This window comes from Ensifer sp. SL37 (assembly GCF_026672675.1).
GTDB classification, from domain to species: domain Bacteria; phylum Pseudomonadota; class Alphaproteobacteria; order Rhizobiales; family Rhizobiaceae; genus Ensifer; species Ensifer adhaerens.
Window position 1 is genome coordinate 1,494,348 of sequence record NZ_JAPPRN010000006.1, and the last position, 20,524, is coordinate 1,514,871.

20 protein-coding genes are annotated in these 20,524 nt (G+C 60.8%); 11 read left to right on the forward strand and 9 right to left on the reverse strand.

From position 1 onward, the window contains the following. Positions 1-9: 9 nt before the first annotated feature. Entirely contained in the window at positions 10-714 is a 705-nt protein-coding gene (locus tag OVA00_RS19415) for a Tim44/TimA family putative adaptor protein (RefSeq protein WP_034800130.1), read from the reverse strand. A gap of 130 nt (positions 715-844) precedes the next feature. Between OVA00_RS19415 and OVA00_RS19420 the strand changes: the two genes are divergently transcribed. Together OVA00_RS19420 and secB are read left to right on the forward strand one after the other, a co-directional pair. Continuing rightward, positions 845-1,342: an FxsA family protein gene (locus OVA00_RS19420; protein ID WP_268089479.1), complete on the forward strand. Its 498-nt coding sequence runs from the start codon at positions 845-847 to the stop codon at positions 1,340-1,342. Positions 1,343-1,523: 181 nt separating this feature from the next. Then, positions 1,524-2,021, forward strand: a complete 498-nt coding sequence (secB, locus tag OVA00_RS19425) for a protein-export chaperone SecB (protein ID WP_060521526.1) — start codon at positions 1,524-1,526, stop codon at positions 2,019-2,021. 62 nt (positions 2,022-2,083) lie between these two features. Here secB and dnaQ read toward each other — a convergent pair whose 3' ends face one another. The 5 genes from dnaQ to OVA00_RS19450 are packed head-to-tail and all read right to left on the reverse strand — an operon-like array spanning position 2,084 to position 5,685. Continuing rightward, complete coding sequence (gene dnaQ / locus OVA00_RS19430; RefSeq protein WP_060521525.1) at positions 2,084-2,788, reverse strand: DNA polymerase III subunit epsilon; 705 nt, start codon at positions 2,786-2,788, stop codon at positions 2,084-2,086. Beyond that, the gene (gene coaE, locus OVA00_RS19435) at positions 2,781-3,383 is read right to left on the reverse strand and encodes a dephospho-CoA kinase (RefSeq protein WP_113293390.1); all 603 of its coding nucleotides are present in this window, start codon (positions 3,381-3,383) and stop codon (positions 2,781-2,783) included. The genes dnaQ and coaE overlap by 8 nt, the downstream gene beginning before the upstream one ends. Further along, positions 3,383-4,240, reverse strand: coding sequence for a shikimate dehydrogenase (locus OVA00_RS19440; protein ID WP_268089480.1), 858 nt, complete (start codon positions 4,238-4,240; stop codon positions 3,383-3,385). The genes coaE and OVA00_RS19440 overlap by 1 nt, the downstream gene beginning before the upstream one ends. Next, positions 4,233-4,832: a Maf-like protein gene (locus OVA00_RS19445; RefSeq protein ID WP_060521587.1), complete on the reverse strand. Its 600-nt coding sequence runs from the start codon at positions 4,830-4,832 to the stop codon at positions 4,233-4,235. The genes OVA00_RS19440 and OVA00_RS19445 overlap by 8 nt, the downstream gene beginning before the upstream one ends. A gap of 31 nt (positions 4,833-4,863) precedes the next feature. Further along, on the reverse strand, positions 4,864-5,685 hold the full coding sequence (locus OVA00_RS19450) for a pyruvate, water dikinase regulatory protein (RefSeq protein ID WP_034800138.1): 822 nt from the start codon (positions 5,683-5,685) through the stop codon (positions 4,864-4,866). 407 nt (positions 5,686-6,092) lie between these two features. On the opposite strand from OVA00_RS19450, the gene hemE reads away from it, so the two are divergent. The 8 genes from hemE to OVA00_RS19490 all read left to right on the forward strand — a co-directional run bounded on the left by hemE (position 6,093) and on the right by OVA00_RS19490 (position 15,168). Beyond that, positions 6,093-7,124, forward strand: coding sequence for a uroporphyrinogen decarboxylase (gene hemE, locus OVA00_RS19455; RefSeq protein ID WP_110819707.1), 1,032 nt, complete (start codon positions 6,093-6,095; stop codon positions 7,122-7,124). Next, positions 7,121-7,663, forward strand: coding sequence for a protoporphyrinogen oxidase HemJ (gene hemJ / locus OVA00_RS19460; protein WP_089044253.1), 543 nt, complete (start codon positions 7,121-7,123; stop codon positions 7,661-7,663). Before hemE ends, hemJ begins: the two co-directional genes overlap by 4 nt. Before the next feature lie 194 nt (positions 7,664-7,857). Next, on the forward strand, positions 7,858-9,123 hold the full coding sequence (gene rho, locus OVA00_RS19465) for a transcription termination factor Rho (protein WP_089044254.1): 1,266 nt from the start codon (positions 7,858-7,860) through the stop codon (positions 9,121-9,123). 369 nt (positions 9,124-9,492) lie between these two features. Beyond that, positions 9,493-10,821 (forward strand): tRNA uridine-5-carboxymethylaminomethyl(34) synthesis GTPase MnmE, encoded by a 1,329-nt coding sequence (gene mnmE / locus OVA00_RS19470; RefSeq protein ID WP_268089481.1) that lies wholly within the window; start codon positions 9,493-9,495, stop codon positions 10,819-10,821. A 90-nt stretch (positions 10,822-10,911) separates the two neighbouring features. Continuing rightward, entirely contained in the window at positions 10,912-12,795 is a 1,884-nt protein-coding gene (gene mnmG / locus OVA00_RS19475; protein WP_268089482.1) for a tRNA uridine-5-carboxymethylaminomethyl(34) synthesis enzyme MnmG, read from the forward strand. Next, positions 12,792-13,433: a 16S rRNA (guanine(527)-N(7))-methyltransferase RsmG gene (gene rsmG, locus OVA00_RS19480; RefSeq protein WP_034800144.1), complete on the forward strand. Its 642-nt coding sequence runs from the start codon at positions 12,792-12,794 to the stop codon at positions 13,431-13,433. The genes mnmG and rsmG overlap by 4 nt, the downstream gene beginning before the upstream one ends. A gap of 14 nt (positions 13,434-13,447) precedes the next feature. Further along, positions 13,448-14,242, forward strand: coding sequence for a ParA family protein (locus OVA00_RS19485; protein WP_060521519.1), 795 nt, complete (start codon positions 13,448-13,450; stop codon positions 14,240-14,242). A 35-nt stretch (positions 14,243-14,277) separates the two neighbouring features. Next, positions 14,278-15,168 carry a ParB/RepB/Spo0J family partition protein gene (locus OVA00_RS19490; protein WP_034800146.1) on the forward strand — a complete coding sequence of 297 codons (891 nt, stop codon included), beginning with the start codon at positions 14,278-14,280 and terminating at the stop codon, positions 15,166-15,168. 208 nt (positions 15,169-15,376) lie between these two features. Here OVA00_RS19490 and holA read toward each other — a convergent pair whose 3' ends face one another. From holA to leuS, 3 genes are read right to left on the reverse strand one after another with little or no spacing between them, the layout of a single operon-like run. Beyond that, positions 15,377-16,411 carry a DNA polymerase III subunit delta gene (gene holA, locus OVA00_RS19495; protein WP_113079595.1) on the reverse strand — a complete coding sequence of 345 codons (1,035 nt, stop codon included), beginning with the start codon at positions 16,409-16,411 and terminating at the stop codon, positions 15,377-15,379. An 11-nt stretch (positions 16,412-16,422) separates the two neighbouring features. Next, on the reverse strand, positions 16,423-16,947 hold the full coding sequence (gene lptE / locus OVA00_RS19500) for an LPS assembly lipoprotein LptE (protein ID WP_034800148.1): 525 nt from the start codon (positions 16,945-16,947) through the stop codon (positions 16,423-16,425). Continuing rightward, complete coding sequence (gene leuS / locus OVA00_RS19505) at positions 16,934-19,561, reverse strand: leucine--tRNA ligase (protein WP_034800149.1); 2,628 nt, start codon at positions 19,559-19,561, stop codon at positions 16,934-16,936. The genes lptE and leuS overlap by 14 nt, the downstream gene beginning before the upstream one ends. 223 nt (positions 19,562-19,784) lie before the next feature. Between leuS and OVA00_RS19510 the strand changes: the two genes are divergently transcribed. Next, on the forward strand, positions 19,785-20,444 hold the full coding sequence (locus OVA00_RS19510) for a YggS family pyridoxal phosphate-dependent enzyme (protein ID WP_060583727.1): 660 nt from the start codon (positions 19,785-19,787) through the stop codon (positions 20,442-20,444). Positions 20,445-20,524 lie beyond the last annotated feature (80 nt).

The window sequence follows — 20,524 nt, forward strand, 5'->3', positions numbered from 1 at the left end:
CGCGTCCGCTCAGTTTTCGGATTCGGTGGCGATCAGCTTCCAGTTCGGATCCCGCGAACGAATGTCGCGCGCGAAGGTCCAGAGATCGTTGACCTCCGCAACCGACTCGGCGTCGCCGTCGATCAGGCCGCCCTGCTTGTCATAGGTCGCCGAAATCAGCTGGCTGACGATGCGAACGGTGATGTTCTCTTCGCTGTCCTTCACTTCGGCGTGAATGATGTCTGCCTTGTCGATGCCGACGAAGGTGGACTTGACGACTTCGCCCTTGCGCTCGCGATCGGTGATCGCCGCGTCGAAGCCTTCATAGACCTCGCGGGACAGCAGATTCTTCAGCGTCTTTCGGTCGCCATCCGCGAAAGCCATGACGATCATCTCGTAGGCCATCTTGGCGCCGTTGACGAATTCCTTGGGATCGAAACCCTGATCCGCGTCGCTCAGCGCCCGCAGCTGGGTGTTGAGCGTCGTTCCGGTCTTGGCGAAAGCGTCGATCATTTCGTAGCGGTTTGCTTCTTCGTCCGCATTCTCGCGGCGCGGCAGCTGCACGACCTTGCCCTTGTCGCCGTTTTCCGGCCCCTGGCTCATGTCGCGTGGCGAATACGGATCAAACGGCGGCCGCTCGCTCCCGGTCCGGCGGCCCAAGACGCTGCGCAGTTGGAGGAAAATGACCACCGCGGCGATCAGGAAAAAAAACGTGATGAAGTCAAAAGAGCCCATTTCCACCCGGAACCGCTGTTAGAATTTCTCGTGGCTATTCCATATAGTCCGCAAGGATAGATCATTCAAATGGCGATGTCGCACCCTTAGACGGGGATGTGACACCAGGTTTCATTTTCGGGCAGCATCGATGCGTTCATTTCTTATCCCCCTTGCCATCCTCGGGCTTCCGTTGGCCGAGATCGCCGGTTTTGTTGTCGTTGGCCGAGAGATCGGCCTTCTGATGACGTTGCTGCTGGTTCTTGCCAGTGCATTTGTCGGCGTTATCCTGCTGAGAGTCCAGGGATTTACCGTCATTCGGCGAATGCAGGACGCCACGCGCAACGGTAGCGACCCGGGCCGGGAGGTGCTTGGCGGCGCATTGCTGTTCGTCGCGGCGATCCTGCTGGTGGTGCCGGGCTTCGTCAGCGACGTGATCGGCCTCCTGCTGTTTCTGTCTTTCGTTCGAAATGCGGTTGCCGGTTTCCTGCGCAAGCGAATGACGATCGTGACCGCGGCATCCGGTGCCGGCTGGACACGGCCGCACGAACCTCGCCCCTCGCCGCGCGTCATCGATCTCGATGAGGGCGAATTCTCGCGAACGGACGACGAGGATCCGCCGCAGGTCGGCGATCGCCGCCAGCCCTAGCCAAGAGGCCACGGTGACAGAATGCGCGAACGGCACTCTATCGCCCATATTCCGGAGCATGCTTTCAGCTTTCCGCTTGGAGCAGAAACCCAGCGCCCGCTGGAAAGCGCCGGGCCCGCAGGGTTGTAAGCCCTAGGCCGAAATGCTAGATGGCCTCACCTATTTTTGTCGAGGAACCCTTATGACGACTGATACCGCATCCAACGGCAACGGCAGCGCGCAGCAGAGCCCGACGCTGAACATCCTCGCCCAGTATATCAAGGACCTTTCCTTCGAAAACCCGGGCGCGCCGCGTTCGCTGCAGGCCCGTGACAAGGCGCCGTCGATCAATATCAACGTCAACGTCAATGCCAACCCGCTCGCAGAGAACGATTTCGACGTCGTGCTCTCGCTGAACGCAGAAGCCAAGGACGGCGACCGCGTCCTGTTCAACGTCGAGCTCGCCTATGGCGGCGTCTTCCGCGTTGCCGGCTTCCCGCAGGAGCACATGCTGCCGCTGCTCTTCATCGAGTGCCCGCGCCTGCTGTTCCCGTTCGCCCGTCAGATCGTTGCCGACGCAACCCGCAACGGCGGCTTCCCGCCGCTGATGATCGATCCGATCGATTTCGCGCAGATGTTCGCTCAGCGCATGGCCGAAGAAAAGGTCCGCGCCCAGGTTTCGAACGAAACCGCAAACTGATCGAATTTCAGATTGCTGAAACGAAAGGCCCGGCCAATGTGCCGGGCTTTTTCGTATCTGCCTTAGTCCTGGGGGTCGTATTTTGCCCAGATCGCCTTGGCGCCGATCTTCGCGATCAACGCCGCGTGGGCGGCCAGGTCCGCCTCCGAGAGCCGGTTCGGCAAGGGACGCGGCCGCTGGCCGATAAGGATCGGCGCGTCGTCGAGTTCGATTGCCTGATCGGTCGATCTGCTGGACACAAGGCCGAGTGCTGCCTGACGGCCGCCGATCATCTCGATGTAGACTTCCGCCAGCAGTTCGGAGTCGAGAAGCGCGCCGTGCTTGGCGCGGTGCGAGTTGTCGATACCGTAGCGACGGCAAAGCGCGTCCAGCGAGTTCGGCCCCATCGGGTGTTTGCGGCGGGCAAGCGCCAGCGTGTCGGTCACGCGCTCGATGGCGATCGGCGGCATGCCCAGACGCGCAAACTCGGCGTTGATAAAGCCCATGTCGAAGGTGGCGTTGTGAGCGACCCAACGGGCGTCGCCGAAAAACTCGAGGATCTGGTCGACCACATCGGCAAATGGCGGCTTGTCCTTCAGGGACTCGTCGGTGATCCCGTGGATGGCGAGCGCATCCGGGTGAACCTTGCGGTTGCCGGGATTGATATAGATGTGCAGCGTACGGCCGGTCGGAAATTGGTTCTCGAGCTCGACACCGCCGATTTCGATCACTCGGTCCTCGCGATTGTCGAGGCCTGTCGTTTCCGTATCGAAGATGATCTCACGCATCCGCGTCTCCGTTGCTGGCTGCGAGTTGGTCGACGACGGCCTTCACCTGGCCCCGGGTGACGTCGAAACTGTCGCTGGTATCGATGATGTAGTCGGCGCGTTTACGCTTTTCGCTGTCCGGCACCTGACGCGCAAGGATCATCGCAAGCTTTTCCTCGGTCATTCCTGGGCGCTTCAGCGCCCTTTGGCGCTGCAGATCGGCCGAACAGGTCACGACGACGACGCGATCGACCCGCTTGTCCGCACCCGTTTCAAACAGGAGAGGAATGTCGAGGACGACGAAGGGCGCGCTGGCGGCCTGGTTTTCCGCGAGGAACTCCTGCTCCTTGCGGCGCACCAGCGGATGGACGATCGCCTCAAGCTCGCGCAGCCGTTCCGGCGCCTGCATGAGCTGGCGCGAGAGTTCGGCGCGATCGACTTTTCCATCTTTCGTACTTCCGGGAAACGCCGCTTCCACCGGCGCCACCGCCTCGGCGCTATAAAGTTGATGCACGACCTCGTCGGCATCGTTCACCGGCACGCCGAAGTCGCGAAACATCTGGGCGGTCGTCGACTTGCCCATGGCAATCGATCCGGTGAGCCCAAGGATAATCATCAGTGCCTGTCCATGTCGTCGATAATCAATTGTCGAAGGTCGGCGTCCACCGTCGGCCGACAGCCGAACCAGAGTTCGAAGCCGGGCACCGCCTGGTGCAGAAGCATGCCCAAACCGTCGACGATCGCAAAGCCCTGCACCTCTGCCTGCGCCAGAATCGGCGTCTTCAACGGAACATAGACAATATCCGTGACGACTGCGCTCGAAGCCATAACGCCGAAGTCGATCGCCGGTGCTTTGCTGCCGTCCATGCCGAGCGAGGTGGTATTGATGAACAGTCCTGCGCCGGTCATCACGTCCTTGAGTGCGCCCATCGGATGGGCTTCCACCGCCGGACCGAACCGGTCGGCAAGTTCCTGCGCCCGTTCGACGGTGCGATTGACGACATGGATCGTCTCGATGCCGCGATCACGAACAGCCTGGATGATCGCCCGGCTTGCGCCGCCGGCGCCGAGAATGACTGCCGTCGACGTCCGGTCCCAGCCGGCCGCCCGCTCGTCGAGATTGGCAACAAAGCCGCGGCCGTCGGTATTGGTGGCATGCACCTTTCCGTCCTGAACCCACAGCGTGTTGGCGGCGCCGAGTTCCTGGCTGAGCTCATCCGGCTGATCCACCAGCCGACAGGCCACTTCCTTGTGGGGGATGGTCACATTGCCACCGCAGAAACCGGATGTCCCGTCCTTGAGGCTGGCAATGAAGGCGGCGAATTCTTCCGGCTTGACCTCGTGCGCTCGATAGCTGCCGGGCAGACCGAGCTGTTTCAGCCAATAGCCGTGGATCAGCGGCGACCGGGAATGCTTGATCGGATAGCCGGTGACGAAGGCGTGGTTAACAAATGTTTCACGTGAATCACGCATCGATCGTTCCCAGTTCGCGGAGTTTGGCAAGCAGCGGCAACATCGGAAGACCGAGGATGGTGAAGTAGTCGCCCTCGATCTTTTCGAAGAGCTGGATGCCCTCGCCTTCCAGCTGGTAGGCGCCGACGCTCGAAAGCGCCTTTTCGCCGACACGCTCTAGATGACGCTCGACGAAATCTGCCGTCAGCGGGCGCACGGTCATGTGGGCGGAAGACACATGGCGCCAGATGACATCTTCGCCACGCAAAAGGACGACGGCACTGTTCAGGCGGTGCGTCTGGCCGGAGAGCGAAAGCAGATGTGCGGCAGCTTCCGCCATGGTCTTCGGCTTGTGGTAGACCCGCGACCCCAATGACATTGTCTGATCGGATCCGATCACCAGCGCGTCTGCGAAATACCTGGCGACATCGCGTGCCTTTGCTTCCGCCAGTTCGAGCGCAACGGTTTCGGGCGCAGCGCCTTTATCCTCGAGCGGCTTTTCCAGCGCCCGCTCATCGATCTCGGCTGCCTTCGCTTCAAAGACCAGGCCGGCATTCTCCAGGAGCGCCCGGCGAAACGGGCTGGCCGAAGCCAGGACGAGCGAAGATGTCATCATTCAAGTTCCCGAATTGTTCGAATCCGCTCTAACGCAGACGTGGACGCAGGGCAACGATTGCCGCTGCCGTTTCCTCTATCGAACGGCGGGTGACATCGATGACCGGCCAATTGTTGCGCGCACAGAGCGACCGGGCATATTTCAGTTCCTCGGTGATCGAGGCCTTGTCGGTGTACTCATCGCCGTGAAAGCCTTGCGTCGTTCCGAGCACCCGGTGCTGGCGCACTTGCGAGATACGGTCGGCCGTCGCGATCAACCCGACGACGAGCGGCTTCGTCGCTTCCATCAATCTTTCAGGCAACGGTACGCCGGGGACGATCGGGATGTTCGCTGTCTTGATGCCACGGTTGGCGAGATAGATGCTGGTCGGCGTCTTCGACGTCCGGCTGATGCCGATGAGGACGACATCCGCGTCGTCGAAATCCGCCGGCAGCTGACCGTCGTCATGGTCCATGGTGAAATTGAGCGCATCGATGCGCGCGAAATATTCCGCATCCATCACATGCTGAGCACCGGATCTCCGCCGCGACGGGGATCCCAGATAGGACTGAAAGAGGTCGATGATGGGATCCAGCACGGAGACGCAAGGGACGCCCATCTCGCGGCAACGGCGATCGATGATGTCGGCGAGTTCGCGGTCGACGATCGTATAGAGAACGATGCCCGGTGCGCCGTCGATCGCGTCGAGAACCTGCAGCAGCTGTTTGCGGTTCCGGATCAGCGGATAGACGTGCTCGAGCGCATGCGAGCTTTGAAATTGGGCCGCGGCGGCGCGCCCGGCAGCAATCAGAGTCTCGCCCGTTGAGTCCGAAATCAGGTGAAGGTGGAAGTAGTTTTTCTTGTTCTCCACGCAATTCTCCTGGTGCTGTTGATAAGCCGGGATGAAACACAGCTAACGACGGGGCCTGGATCCAGGCAAGTGGAAAACAGCCGAGTTATTCACAATTGGGGCTGCGGCGGACATTGTTTCGCGGCGGATGTGGACAAGACTCACGGCGCGGACAAAGTGTCACGCATATCAACTGCTTTTCCACAGGCGCGTCAAAAATCGAACGCGACTTAAAGAACTGATTCAAAATGCCTTTCTGAGATTGACCACGTTGTTTTTCCAGAGATCGAACTCATTCTCCCTTCGCTGGGCGTCGTGATCGCCGGTCGTGGACAAGTCAGTGCGTTGTTTTAATCCTTGATACCCACCGACTCTAAGAAATAGAAACCTTCTAAATATCTTTGATTTTAAATTGGGAGAGACGATCCGTGACCGAAACACGCAGAAAGGTTCTGGAGGTTTTGGCGGGGAAGACGGTGTCACCTCCTCCGATCTGGCTCATGCGCCAGGCGGGACGCTACCTGCCCGAGTACAGGGCAACGCGCGCCGTAGCCGGAAGCTTCCTCGATCTTTGCTACACGCCCGATCTCGCAGTCGAGGTCACGTTGCAGCCGATCCGTCGCTACGCTTTCGATGCCGCCATTCTCTTCTCCGACATCCTGGTCATTCCCGATGCGCTGAAACGCAACGTGCGCTTCGAGGAAGGCCATGGGCCACGGATGGATCCGATCAATGATGATGGTATCCGTCTCCTGAAGCCTGAAGGCATCGCTGAACACCTCCAGCCGGTCTTTGAGACGGTTTCGCGGTTGCGCGCAGAGCTTCCCTCGGAAACGACGCTGCTCGGCTTCTGTGGCGCTCCCTGGACGGTTGCGACGTATATGATCGCCGGACAGGGGACGCCGGACCAGGCCCCTGCCCGTCTCTTCGCGTATCGCAATCCCGAAGCCTTCGATCATCTGCTCGCCTTTCTGGCGGATGTATCGGCTGAATATCTCGTGCGACAGATCGATGCCGGCGCCGATGCCGTGCAGATCTTCGATTCCTGGGCGGGTGTTCTCGGTGAGGAGGAATTCGCCCGCTACGCCGTCAAGCCGGTGCAGCGGATCATCGCCTCCGTTCGGGCGCAGCGGCCGCAGGCAAGGATCATCGCCTTTGCGAAGGGCGCGGGGCAGCTGTTGAACGGATATCGGCAGGCGACCGGTGCTGACGCGATCGGTCTCGACTGGACCGTTCCGCTTTCCTTTGCGAAGGATCTGCAGAAGGAAGGGCCGATACAGGGCAATCTCGATCCGATGCGGGTCGTTGCCGGCGGCGTGGCGCTTGAGGAAGGCATTGACCGCATTCTCGACGCACTCGGTCACGGTCCGCTGATCTTCAATCTCGGCCATGGCATAACGCCGCAGGCCGATCCCGATCATGTCTCGGCGCTGGTTGCCCGAGTTCGTGGAGCGCGGTGATGGCGGAGAAGCAGACCGACCGGGCGCCGGGCAACAGGGCGCGGCTCAGGGCAGCGATCGCGCTTGGTGCGTTCGTGGCGCTTCTCGTCGGTCTGTTCGTCTGGCGCCCGGATGATCTCTATCTCTGGATCAAGGCGCTGCATGTTATCGCCGTGATGTCGTGGATGGCGGCGTTGCTCTACATGCCCAGGCTGTTCATCTACCACACGGATGCGGAGCCCGGCTCCGCCCAGTCGGAAACCTTCAAGATGATGGAGTTGCGGCTCCTGAAGGTCATCATGAACCCGGCCATGATGATTTCCTGGGTGCTCGGGCTTTATCTGGCCTGGAGCGTTTATGGCTTCCAGGGTGGCTGGCTGCATGCCAAGCTTCTGTTCGTGGTGCTGCTGACCGGTGTCCACATGCGTTTCAGTCGTGCTGTGCGCGCCTTTCAGCGCGACGAGAACAGGCACGATGCGCGCTATTGGCGGTTGATGAACGAGGCGCCTACCCTCTTGATGATCCTCATCGTCATCATGGTCGTCGTGAAGCCATTCTGAATTTAATCGATTTGCGGCCTGTCATAGGCGTTTCTAATTTGCGACAGCCCCTTGCAGGGTTTCACGTGAATCGCTATTTTCTGCCATCTCCTCTTCATGGCTTGTGACAAAGACAAGAGCCTGCCCCTTCCTGCTGCAGCTCCCTAACGAATACTCGCCATCTCCCCACTACCCATACCAAACATGGATCCTTCATGGCTGAAATGAAGCTACAAGAACTCAAGAACAAGACGCCGACCGATCTGCTCGCTTTCGCCGAGGAGCTCGAGGTGGAGAACGCCAGCACGATGCGCAAGCAGGAGCTGATGTTCGCAATCCTCAAGATGCTCGCGGCCCAGGATATCGAGATCATCGGTGAAGGCGTCGTTGAAGTGCTCCAGGACGGCTTCGGCTTTCTGCGCTCGGCGAATGCAAACTACCTCCCCGGTCCGGACGATATCTACATCTCGCCCTCCCAGATCCGCCGCTTCTCACTGAAGACGGGCGACACGGTCGAGGGTCCGATCCGCGGACCGAAGGAAGGCGAGCGCTACTTCGCCCTCCTCAAGGTCAACACCATCAACTTCGATGATCCGGAAAAGATCCGTCACAAGGTTCACTTCGACAACCTGACGCCGCTTTACCCGAACGAGCGCTTCAAGATGGAACTCGACGTTCCGACCTCGAAGGATCTGTCGGCCCGGGTCATCGACCTGGTTGCGCCGCTCGGCAAAGGCCAGCGCGGCCTGATCGTCGCTCCGCCGCGCACCGGTAAGACTGTTCTCCTGCAGAACATCGCCCATTCGATCACCGCGAACCATCCGGAATGCTACCTGATCGTTCTCCTGATCGACGAACGTCCCGAAGAAGTGACGGACATGCAGCGCTCGGTGAAGGGCGAAGTCGTGTCCTCGACCTTCGACGAGCCGGCGACCCGCCACGTACAGGTCGCCGAGATGGTGATCGAAAAGGCCAAGCGCCTCGTGGAACACGGCCGTGACGTCGTTATCCTGCTTGACTCGATCACCCGCCTCGGCCGCGCCTACAACACCGTTGTTCCGTCATCGGGCAAGGTCTTGACCGGTGGTGTCGACGCCAATGCTCTGCAGCGCCCGAAGCGCTTCTTCGGTGCCGCCCGTAACATCGAAGAAGGCGGCTCGTTGACGATCATCGCGACGGCGCTGATCGACACCGGCAGCCGCATGGACGAAGTGATCTTCGAAGAGTTCAAGGGCACAGGCAACTCGGAAATCGTGCTCGACCGCAAGGTCGCCGACAAGCGCATCTTCCCGGCGATGGACATTCTCAAGTCCGGTACGCGTAAGGAAGACCTGCTCGTTCCGCGCCAGGATCTGCAAAAGATCTTCGTGCTGCGCCGTATTCTGGCGCCGATGGGCACGACCGACGCGATCGAGTTCCTCATCGACAAGCTCAAGCAGACGAAGAACAACGGCGATTTCTTCGACTCGATGAACACCTAAGACGCGTTCATCATCCGACTTTGGGAACGGTCGACCACGCGTCGGCCGGTTTTCTCGTTTCAAAACCTTAGCCGGATTCTTCGATCATTCGATTCGGTTTCGCAACAATCTCCGACTAGGCCCGCAATCAGACAGACACCGTTTCTGCTGATTCACGTGAAACACGTGCGCACCGTGAAATACGAGGATACGGCGAGGCCTTGAAATTTCGGCATTCTTTCGGCATAAGCACGCCGACCCATTGAGATAGCGTTTGCCCCGCGTGAGCGCGCTCCGCGAAGCGGAACGATCCGGTCCGGAACTTCGACGATCCCCATTGCATCGACCATCGACGCGCCCTGCGTGTCCGCGGTCTTTTCAGGTGAGCCCATGACAGCGACGCACACGATTTATGCGCTTTCCAGCGGATCTCTGCCCGCCGGCGTCGCAGTCGTGCGTATCAGCGGCGGGCGCACCGAAGCGGTGTTGCAGGCGTTGTGTGGTGGTGTGCCAACACCTCGGTCGGCGACATTGAGATCGATTCGGTCCCGTAACGGCGATGTCATCGACAGCGGCCTTGTTCTCTATTTTCGCGGACCTGCCTCCTTTACAGGAGAAGACTGCGCCGAGCTTCAGATCCATGGTGGTCGGGCGGCAGTAAACGCCTTGCTTGAGGAACTCTCGAAGCTCGAGGGTTTGCGCCATGCGGAAGCCGGTGAGTTTTCGCGCCGCGCCTTCCAGAACGGCAAGCTTGACCTGGTCGAGGTGGAGGGTCTCGCCGACCTGATTGCTGCGGAAACCGAAATGCAGCGCCGGCTCGCGATCGAACACTCCGGCGGTGGACAATCAAAGATCTATGCCGGCTGGGCGAAGCGCTTGACCCATGCGCGAGCGATGATCGAGGCCGAGCTCGATTTTGCCGATGAAGACGATGTGCCGGGCGCGGTCAGCGAGCGCATCTGGCAGGATATGTCCATGCTGTCGCAAGAGATAGCAGCACATATTGCCGATGCGCCGGTCGCGGAGATCATCCGCGACGGCCTGAAGATCGTCATCGCCGGTGCGCCGAACGCCGGCAAGTCGAGTTTGCTCAATGCACTGGCCCAGCGTGACATTGCAATCGTCACCGAGATTGCCGGTACGACCCGCGACGTTCTCTCCGTGGATCTTTCCTTAGCCGGATTCTCGGTAAAGCTCTACGATACTGCGGGGCTGCGGGAAACCGACGAGAAGGTAGAGCAAGAAGGTATTCGTCGCGCACGAGAAATTATCGAGCGAGCGGATCTGATCTTGCTGTTGGCCGATGCGCCGGACGGTTTTGATGTCATGTCCGACTTCCCATGCGACACGACGCCCGTGCTGCGCGTCGGAACCAAACTTGATCGCGGCAGTGATGGCTGGCGCGAGGGGGCCGCGGATGTGTTGGTCTCGACGAAAAGCGGCGAAGGCATGGAGGGTCTGCTGGACGCGATCGCGGCGCATCTGCCGGATCTCAGTGGGCGGACCTCGCTGTCGCTGCCTTCGCGGCGGCGCCATGTCGATAGTCTCCGGCAGGCGCAGCGATCGATTGACGACAGCTTGGCAAGGCAGGACTTGGGGCTGGATATACGCGCGGAACTGTTGCGCCTTGCTGGCGACGCAATTGGACGGATAACCGGCCGCGTGGATGTTGAGAACCTTCTCGATGTGATATTTTCTGAATTCTGTATCGGGAAATAACCAGTAGGTCAGAGCAATACAACGTGTGCGAGTCCTTCGTTGTGTTTCACGTGAAACGATTCGTGCCGGGTCAACCCCGGAGAAGAGGCAATGATGCAATTTGACGTAATCGTCATTGGCGGTGGCCATGCCGGCTGCGAAGCCGCGGCTGCGGCTGCGCGTCTGGGCGCCAACACCGCGTTGATCACGCACAAGGCATCGACGATCGGCGTTATGTCCTGCAACCCGGCGATCGGCGGCTTGGGAAAAGGACATCTGGTCCGCGAGATCGACGCGATGGACGGCTTGATGGGACGCGTCGCTGATGCCGGCGGTATTCAGTTTCGTTTGCTCAACCGCCGTAAGGGTCCGGCAGTGCGCGGACCGCGTACGCAAGCCGATCGCCGCCTCTATCGCGAAGCCATGCAGCGGGAGATCGCTGCCATCGAGAATCTGACCGTTATCGAGGGCGATGCCTTCGACCTTCTGGAAGAGCAAGGCTGCATCCACGGTGTCGTCATGAAGGACGGCCGCCGCTTTCAAGCGAACTCCGTTGTTCTGACGACGGGCACGTTCTTGAAGGGCCTCATCCATATTGGCGATCAGAAGATACCGGCCGGTCGCGTCGGTGAGGAACCGTCCGTCGGGCTCTCGGGAACCTTGCTGCGTTTTGGGTTGCGGCTCGGCCGCCTGAAGACCGGAACGCCCGCCCGCCTGGATGGACGCACCATCGACTGGGCGCGTGTTGGCCGGCAAGGTCCAGACGAAGATCCTGTGCCCTTTTCGTTCATGACCGACGGGATCGTGAATCGCCAGATCGATTGCGGTGTGACGCGGACGACGGAAGAGACGCACAAGATTATTACCGATAATATCGGCAAGTCGGCGATGTACTCGGGACAGATCGAGGGTGTCGGACCGCGCTATTGTCCGTCCATCGAGGACAAGATCGTACGATTCGGCGAGCGTGATGGCCACCAGATCTTCCTGGAGCCGGAGGGTCTCGACGACGATACGATCTACCCGAACGGCATTTCGACGTCGCTGCCGGCTGACATCCAGGAAGCCTTTATCAAGACGATCCCAGGATTGGAGAATGTCGCGATACTGCAGCCTGGTTATGCCATCGAGTACGATCACGTCGATCCGCGTGAACTGAACGCGACCCTTGCCGTCCGCAAGATGCCAGGGCTTTTCCTCGCCGGTCAAATCAACGGTACGACCGGCTATGAGGAAGCCGGCGCGCAAGGTCTTGTTGCCGGCTTGAACGCCGCCTTGGCCGCGACCAACCGTCCCGAAATCGTGTTCAGCCGGACGCAGTCCTATATTGGTGTCATGATCGACGACCTGACGTCGCGCGGGATCACCGAGCCCTATCGCATGTTCACCTCCCGCGCGGAGTATCGATTGTCGCTGCGGGCCGACAATGCCGATGCGCGCCTGACACCGCTTGCAATGGAGGTCGGCTGCATCTCGGCTGCGCGGCGCGAACGCTTTGTCGATTGGCGCGCGCGTTTCGACGAAGGACGTGCCCTGTTGGAAGGCCTCTCGGTAACGCCGGCTGAAGGTAACCGTCATGGCCTTAAGCTCAACCAGGATGGCCAACGGCGCACTGCTTTCGAGATCCTGTCCTATCCCGATCAGTCGATTGCCGGCTTGCAGCCCATCTGGCCCGAGCTGTCGGCGATTGGTCCGCGCGTCGTTGAGGCGCTTGAAATCGATGCGGTCTATGCGGTCTATATGGATCGTCAGGCAGCGGATATCGCCGGCATTCAGCGCGAGGAAAATCTTGCCATACCCGATGGCTTCGACTTCGATATGCTCTCGGGCCTCTCCAACGAGCTGAAGCAGAAGCTGAAGCAGCAGGCGCCCCGCAATCTGGCTCACGTGATGAAGGTCGACGGTATGACACCGGCAGCAGCGTCGCTGATCCTGGCGTGGGTGAAGCGACAGAACCGAACCGTAGAACGTGAAGAAAAGGCCAGCGTACAATGAAGGCGAGTCCAATCGATGTGTTGAACGGACTGCGTGTTTCACGTGAAACGAATGAACGGTTGGAGCATTTTGCCAAGCTCTTTCAGAAGTGGGCGAAGTCGATCAATCTTGTTGCGCCGTCCACGATCGAGGATCTTTGGCGCCGGCACATTGTCGATAGCTTGCAGCTCGCGCAGTTGTCTCCTGGTCCGAAGACCTGGGTCGATCTCGGCAGCGGTGGCGGCTTTCCAGGTGTCATCACGGCGATCTATCTCGCCGAACTTGGCGACGGTTGGGTCCATCTCGTTGAAAGCAACAACAAGAAGGCTGCCTTTCTGCGTGTCGCCCTGGCCGAAACGGGTGCGCGCGGCTCGGTTCACCCGGTTCGAATCGAAGAAGCAGGCGCATTGATTCCCCGCGCGGACGCGGTTTCGGCGCGCGCGCTCGCGGATTTGACCTTGCTGCTCGACTATTCTGCGCCATGGATGACGGCGAAGGAGCAGAAAGCGGTCGCCTACTTCCATAAAGGGCGGGATTACCAGCGCGAAATCGACAAAGCCGTTGGCCGCTATCAGTTTGATCTGGTAAAACATCCAAGCGTGGTCGAGCCGGATTCTGTCGTGCTCGAGATCGCAAATCTGGCGCGCAGGGCCCAGTGATCGCGAGCGGAAACATGTTTGGTGGCAAAAACCGGATCATCACAATCGCAAATCAGAAAGGCGGCGTCGGCAAAACCACGACCGCCATCAATCTGGCGACCGCATTGGCGGCTATCGGCGAACACGTTTTGATCGTTGATCTGGACCCGCAGGGCAACGCCAGCACCGGGCTCGGCATTCAACGCCGCGATCGGAACCTGTCATCCTATGAGCTGATGATGGGATCGCACGGGATCGGCGAGATCGCTCAGCAGACAGCCGTTCCGAATCTCTCGATCATTCCATCGACCATGGACCTTCTCGGCGTCGAGATGGAAATTTCGCAGGAACCGGATCGTGTCTTCCGTTTACGCAAGGCCTTGGTTAGTCCCGCCGCGATGGAATATTCCTACGTGCTTGTCGATTGCCCACCATCGTTCAACTTGCTGACGATGAACGCGATGGCGGCCGCCCATTCGGTGCTTGTCCCTCTGCAGTGCGAGTTCTTCGCGCTCGAGGGTCTGAGCCAGCTGCTGGAGACTGTGGATCAGATTCGCCGAACCGTGAATCCGAGCCTGGATATCCAGGGCATCGTCCTGACCATGTTCGATTCGCGCAACAACCTGGCACAGCAGGTTGTTAGCGATGTGCGGACGCATCTCGGCGACAAGGTCTACCACACCCTGATCCCGCGCAATGTTCGCGTCTCGGAAGCGCCTTCCTATGGCAAGCCGGCCATTCTTTATGATCTGAAGTGCGCTGGCAGTCAGGCCTATCTGCAACTGGCCTCCGAAGTCATTCAACGCGAGCGCCAGCGCAAAGCGGCATAATCATTTCGGTAGCGTAATTTAACTCGGGTGACGATATGAACGACGATAGCTCGAAGAGGCGGCTTGGTCGCGGACTGGCCGCGTTGATCGGCGAGATGGATCAGCCGTTGCAAACAGGGGCAGCTGCCCCTGCCCCGGTCAATCCGGATCGGCGCGTGCCGATCGAGTTCGTATCGCGCAACCCGCGCAACCCGCGTCGTCAGTTCGACGAAGCCGAACTCCAGGATCTCGCCAATTCGATCCGTCAGCATGGTATTGTCCAGCCTGTCGTTGCTCGCACCATCGGCGTCGATCGCTACGAGATCATCGCCGGCGAGCGCCGCTGGCGTGCCGCACAACTGGCCGGGTTCACCGAAATCCCGGTTATCATTCGCGACGTCGACGATCGCACGGCGCTTGAAATCGCTATCGTCGAAAACGTCCAGCGTTCGGATCTCAATCCGCTCGACGAAGCGCTTGGCTACGAGCAGTTGATCGCCGAGCACGGCTATACGCAGAACGATCTCGGCGAGATCATCGGCAAGAGCCGAAGCCATGTCGCCAATAGCCTGCGTCTTTTGAAACTGCCGGAACCTGTTCGGGACATGTTGTCGGAAGGCGCGCTTTCGGCTGGACATGCCCGTGCACTCATTCCGACCTCGGATCCGGCTACCCTCGCCCGGACGATCATCGCCAAGGGGCTCTCGGTGCGTGACGCCGAGCGCATCGCGCAGAACGATATTCGCGCGCAGAACGATCCGAATTACGGCAAGACCGTCCGTCGCGACGAGAAGGATGCCGATACGCTAGCGCTCGAGCGCACGTTGTCGGATAGCCTCGGGCTTGAGGTTACCGTGAACCACAAGGCATCCGGTGGTCATTTGCGCATCGCCTACAAGACGCTGGATCAACTGGAAGAAATCTGCCGGCTGCTCGAGCGGCGATAAGCCACTCGTGCGTATTTTTGCTTTGGCGTATTGATGGCGCGTCGCTCCAACGAGCGGCGCGCCTAATTATTTGATATGATGAGATCTTTTGGCGTCCAGTTGAATTTCGGACGGCGAGGTCCACCCATCTCCCTCATGCAGCCTGAAGACCTGTTGGCGAAATTCGAACACTAGGCTGCGGCAACGGGACTGGATCGACAGAGGCAGGTCAGCGTCGCGCCGATTGCACCGCGATCGCCATCAGGTTCTGCAGCACCAGGCTTTCCTCCAGGCTCGCGCGGCTGCGGCTCTGAAAGATGGTCGTCTGCAGGCGATTGAGCTCGCGGCGGATGGCCGGGCTCGACCAATGCTTCAAGGCTGCCTCGACGATCGGCTTGCGGCGAAAGTGCAGCCCACGCCCCAGCGTGGCGATCACTTGCCCCGCCTGCTGGCGGCTTGCATCCATCTCGGCGCGCATCACATCGAGCTGCTGAAACTGGCGCAGGCACGCCTGCAGCACCAGAAAGGCCGGCGTCTTGGATGTGGTGATCTTCTGCATCGCATGCAGCAATCCATCGAGGTCGCCCTTCAGCACGGCATCGACGGCATCGTCGACGGAGATGGCGCTGGCATCCCCAACGATATCGAGCACGTCTTCTTCGTCTACCGTGGACTTGCCACGGCAGTAGAGCGCAAGCTTGCGCAGCTCGTTTCGTGAGGCCAGGCGGTCGCCACCGAGCGCCTCCAGCAACCGTTGCCGTGCCGCGGTGCTGATGCCCAGCTTCTCGTCGCCGAGTTCCTTGTCGATCAGCGCCTGCAGGCTGCGCGCGTCGTCACTGTAGCAAGCGATACAGGCGACCGAACGCCCGCTCTCGCCGATCTTTCGAAGTGCGGAGCCCTTCTTGAGGTCGCCGGCTTCGACGATCACATAGCTTCCGGTCGGTGGCTCGGACGAAAGGATCTGCAACGCATCGACCAGCGGCTTTTCATTGGCTGCGCCACGGACCCAGACGAGCTTTTCTCCACCGAATAGGCCGATCGAGTTTACTTCATCGAGCAGCCGTCCGGGCGATTGCGTCAGTTCGCTGACATCGAGCTTCAACAGGGAAAACGGATCGTCGAGCGGCACGCCGCAACGGGCGGCGATTGCAGTGGCACGCTCGGAGACGAGCCCGCGGTCGGGCCCGTAGAGGATGAAAAGCCGGTAGACTCCGGCTGACTTCTGGAGAAAGGAGTCGAATTCGTGCGACTTGACCTCGCTCATGCCGACACCGGTTAGCGGCTGAGAGCCGCGGCGATGTCGGCCCGGATCAGCTCGGCGAGTTCCTTGGCTGCGCGGTTTTCACCGTCACGAACGGCGCGCACCTTGGCAAATTCCTGGACCGGGAAGTCAACGAGAGCAACGGCGGTCCGGTTGCCGGACTTGATGGTCTCGCCCGTACCGATCTTCGTCAGATTGTAGTCCGCCTTGACGACGATACGGCCGGCGCCGGCGCGGTCCTTGGCCTGATCGTAGAGCACGCCCATCGACCGGTGGGTGACGGTGAGCGCCAGGTGATACTGCGGATTCACGGGCTCGCCCTGACCACCTGCGGCCAGGAAGATCAGCGCGTTACGCACTTCCTGCTCGACACGGTCGGTGGCTTCGGAAATCTCGATCGCCGCCAGTGCCGTCGAGGTGCCGACCGGGTCGGAATAGAGCGGCCGGACCTGGCAGCCGGCGAGCGCGGTCAACATGAGCGCGCCAGCCAGAACCGGAATCGACCGGATACGGAAACCAGCTCTATCAGACAACGACATTGACGATCCTCTGGGGCACGACGATGATTTTCTTGGGGCTGCTGCCGTTGAGCGCGGACTTGACGGCATCGAGCGCCAGGACGGCGCTTTCGATCGCACTCTGATCCGCATCGCGAGCGATTGTCAAATCGGCGCGCTTCTTGCCATTGATCTGCACCGGCATGGTGATTTCGTTCTCGACGACCAAAGCGGGGTTGAACGCCGGCCAGCCGCGTTCCGCAATCAGGCCCTCGCCCCCGACCTCGCGCCAGCATTCCTCGGCGAGGTGCGGCATCATCGGTGCGATGAGGTTGATCAGGATCGTCGTCGCATCCTTCACAGCCCCCGCCAGGGCCGCGTCGGCCTTGCCGGCTGCTACCTGGGTCAGCGGTGCGGCAAGCGTGTTCACGAGCTCGTAGATGCGCGCCACGGCCTTGTTGAAGGCAAGTTTGTCGTAGTCGGCCTCGACCGCGCGCAGCGTCTTGTGCGCGGCTTGCGAAACAGCGAGAGCCTCGCCTTCGAGCGCCGGGGCGGCCTCGATTGCCCGCAGCTTCTCGGCCGCTTCGCTGATCAGACGCCACACGCGCTGCACGAAGCGATGCGATCCTTCGACACCGGCTTCCGACCAGATCACGTCACGATCCGGCGGCGAATCGGAGAGAACGAAGAAGCGGGCGGTATCAGCGCCATAGGAAGCGATGATGTCGTCGGGATCGACGACGTTCTTCTTCGACTTCGACATCTTCTCGATCGAGCCGATGGTGATTTCCTCACCGGTTTCGATCAGCGTCGCGCTACGGCGTCCATCGATCTCCTCGATGCGGATCTCGGCCGGCGTCACCCATTCGCGCTGGGCGCCTTCGCCGCGACTATAGGTTTCATGCACGACCATGCCCTGTGTGAACAGGCCCTTGAACGGCTCGTCGACGGCAACATGGCCGGTGGCCTTCATCGCGCGGGTGAAGAAGCGCGAATAGAGCAGATGCAGGATGGCGTGCTCGATACCGCCGATGTACTGATCGACCGGCAGCCAGTGGTTGGCGACCTTGGGGTCGGTCGGATTGTCTTCCCAGGGTGCGGTGAAGCGCGTGAAATACCAGGACGAATCGACGAAGGTGTCCATCGTGTCGGTCTCGCGACGGGCGTCCTTGCCGCAGTGCGGGCAGGCGACGTGGCGCCAGGTGGCGTGACGGTCGAGCGGATTGCCCGGCTTGTCGAAGGTAACGTCCGGCGGCAGCACGACCGGCAGGTCGGCTTTCGGAACTGGTACCACGCCGCAGTCCTCGCAATGGATGACCGGGATCGGGCAGCCCCAGTAGCGCTGGCGCGAGATGCCCCAGTCGCGCAGGCGGAAATTGACCTTGCGCTCGGCACGCGGCGCACCGTCGAGCATTTCCTTCTCGAGCTTCGAAGCAACGGTCTCGAAAGCGTCTTCCGTCGACAGGCCGTCGAGAAAGCGCGAGTTGATCATCACGCCGTCGCCGATATAGGCCTCGTCACCAATGGCGAAGGTCGCGGCATCGCCGTCCCTCGGCATGACGACGGGAACGACCGGCAGGTCGTATTTGCGCGCGAAGTCGAGGTCGCGCTGGTCGCCGGAGGGGCAGCCGAAGATGGCGCCCGTGCCGTAGTCCATCAGCACGAAATTGGCGACATAAACCGGCAGCTCCCAGCTCGGATCGAGCGGATGCTTGGCACGGATACCGGTGTCGATACCCTTCTTCTCTGCCGTTTCCAGCGCGGCAAGGGAGGTGCCGGCGCGGCGGCATTCCTCGCAGAATGCATCGACCTCAGGGTTGCTGGCCGCCACCTGCCTTGCCAGCGGGTGATCCGCGGCGATCGCCAGGAAGGAGGCGCCGAAGAGCGTGTCCGGACGGGTGGTGTACACGGTGAGCTCGGTTGCGTCGCCGGCGGTGCCTTCGACGATTTCCCAACGCAGCGACAGGCCCTCGGAGCGGCCGATCCAGTTCTTCTGCATCAGGCGCACCTTCTCGGGCCACTGATCCAGCGTATCGAGCGCGTCGAGCAGTTCCTGGCTGAAGTCGGTGATGCGGAAGAACCATTGCGTCAGTTCGCGCTGTTCGACCAGCGCGCCGGAGCGCCAGCCACGGCCGTCGATCACCTGCTCGTTGGCGAGCACGGTGTTGTCGACCGGGTCCCAGTTGACCTTGGACTGCTTGCGGTAGACGAGGCCCTTTTCCAGGAAGTCCAGGAACAGGTACTGCTGGCGCTGGTAATAGGCGGGGTCGCAGGTGGCGAACTCGCGGTTCCAGTCGAGCGACAGGCCCATAACCTTCAGCTGCGCCTTCATCGAGGCGATGTTCTGGTAGGTCCAGCTGGCCGGGTGCACGCCACGCTCCATGGCGGCGTTTTCGGCCGGCATCCCGAAGGCGTCCCAACCCATCGGATGCAGCACGTTGAAGCCGCGGGCGCGCTTGTAGCGCGCTACCACGTCACCCATGGTGTAGTTGCGCACGTGGCCCATGTGGATGCGGCCCGAGGGATAGGGGAACATCTCGAGCACATAGTACTTTTCGCGCGGATCGTCGTTCTCGGTCTGGAAGACTTCGTTCTTGTCCCATTCCTGCTGCCAACGGGGCTCGGCATCACGCGGATTGTATCGTTCGCTAGACATGTCTTTTCGATGTTCCGGAAGTTCTGCGGCGCATAGTGGCGCCTCATGATAGTTGGGGTGACCTTCACCACGAAACCGTCTGACGGTCAAGTTTTTGAAGGGTTTGCCGCGACACTTTGGCGGATTTGAGCCGGTCCATGGCGGAGCGGCCTTGGCAATCGGCTCAACTTTGCCTAAGCCGCTCGGTCAGTGGTTTGGAAATCCCGTGTCGGAGAGCAGGTCCATGGAAGTTCAAGAGCGGTTGCAGGATGTCGTGAGCCGGATTCAGGCAGCGGAGAAGTCTGCCGGTCGCGCCAAGGGTGCCGTCACGCTGGTCGCTGTTTCCAAGACCTTCGACGCCGACGCCATCCGCCCGGTGATTGCCGCCGGGCAGCGGGTCTTTGGCGAGAACCGCGTGCAGGAAGCGCAGGGCAAGTGGCCGGAGCTGAAGGCCGAGACATCCGGTCTCGAACTGCACCTGATCGGCCCGCTGCAGTCGAACAAGGCGGCGGAAGCCGTCGCGCTGTTCGATGTCATCGAGACGGTCGATCGCGAGAAGATCGCCCGCGCGCTTGCGGCCGAAATGCAGAGGCAGGGCCGGGCGCTTAGGCTCTACGTCCAGGTCAACACCGGGCTGGAGCCGCAGAAGGCCGGCATCGCGCCGGAGGAGACCGTTGCCTTCGTGGATCTCTGCCGCAACGAGCTGGGTCTTTCGATCGAGGGGCTGATGTGCATTCCGCCGGTGGAAGAAAATCCCGGCCCGCATTTTGCCCTGCTCGCGAAGCTGGCTGCTGCCTGCAAGCTCGAGAAGCTGTCGATGGGCATGTCAGGCGACTTCGAGACGGCCGTCCAGTTCGGCGCCACCGGCGTTCGCGTCGGTTCGGCCATTTTCGGCGCGCGCTGAGGTCCGTTCGTCACATACCGCTTTCGTCGGGGTTCCCCTCGTCTCTCATTAGCCTATCCTTGTGCACGAGGAGGCCGGAC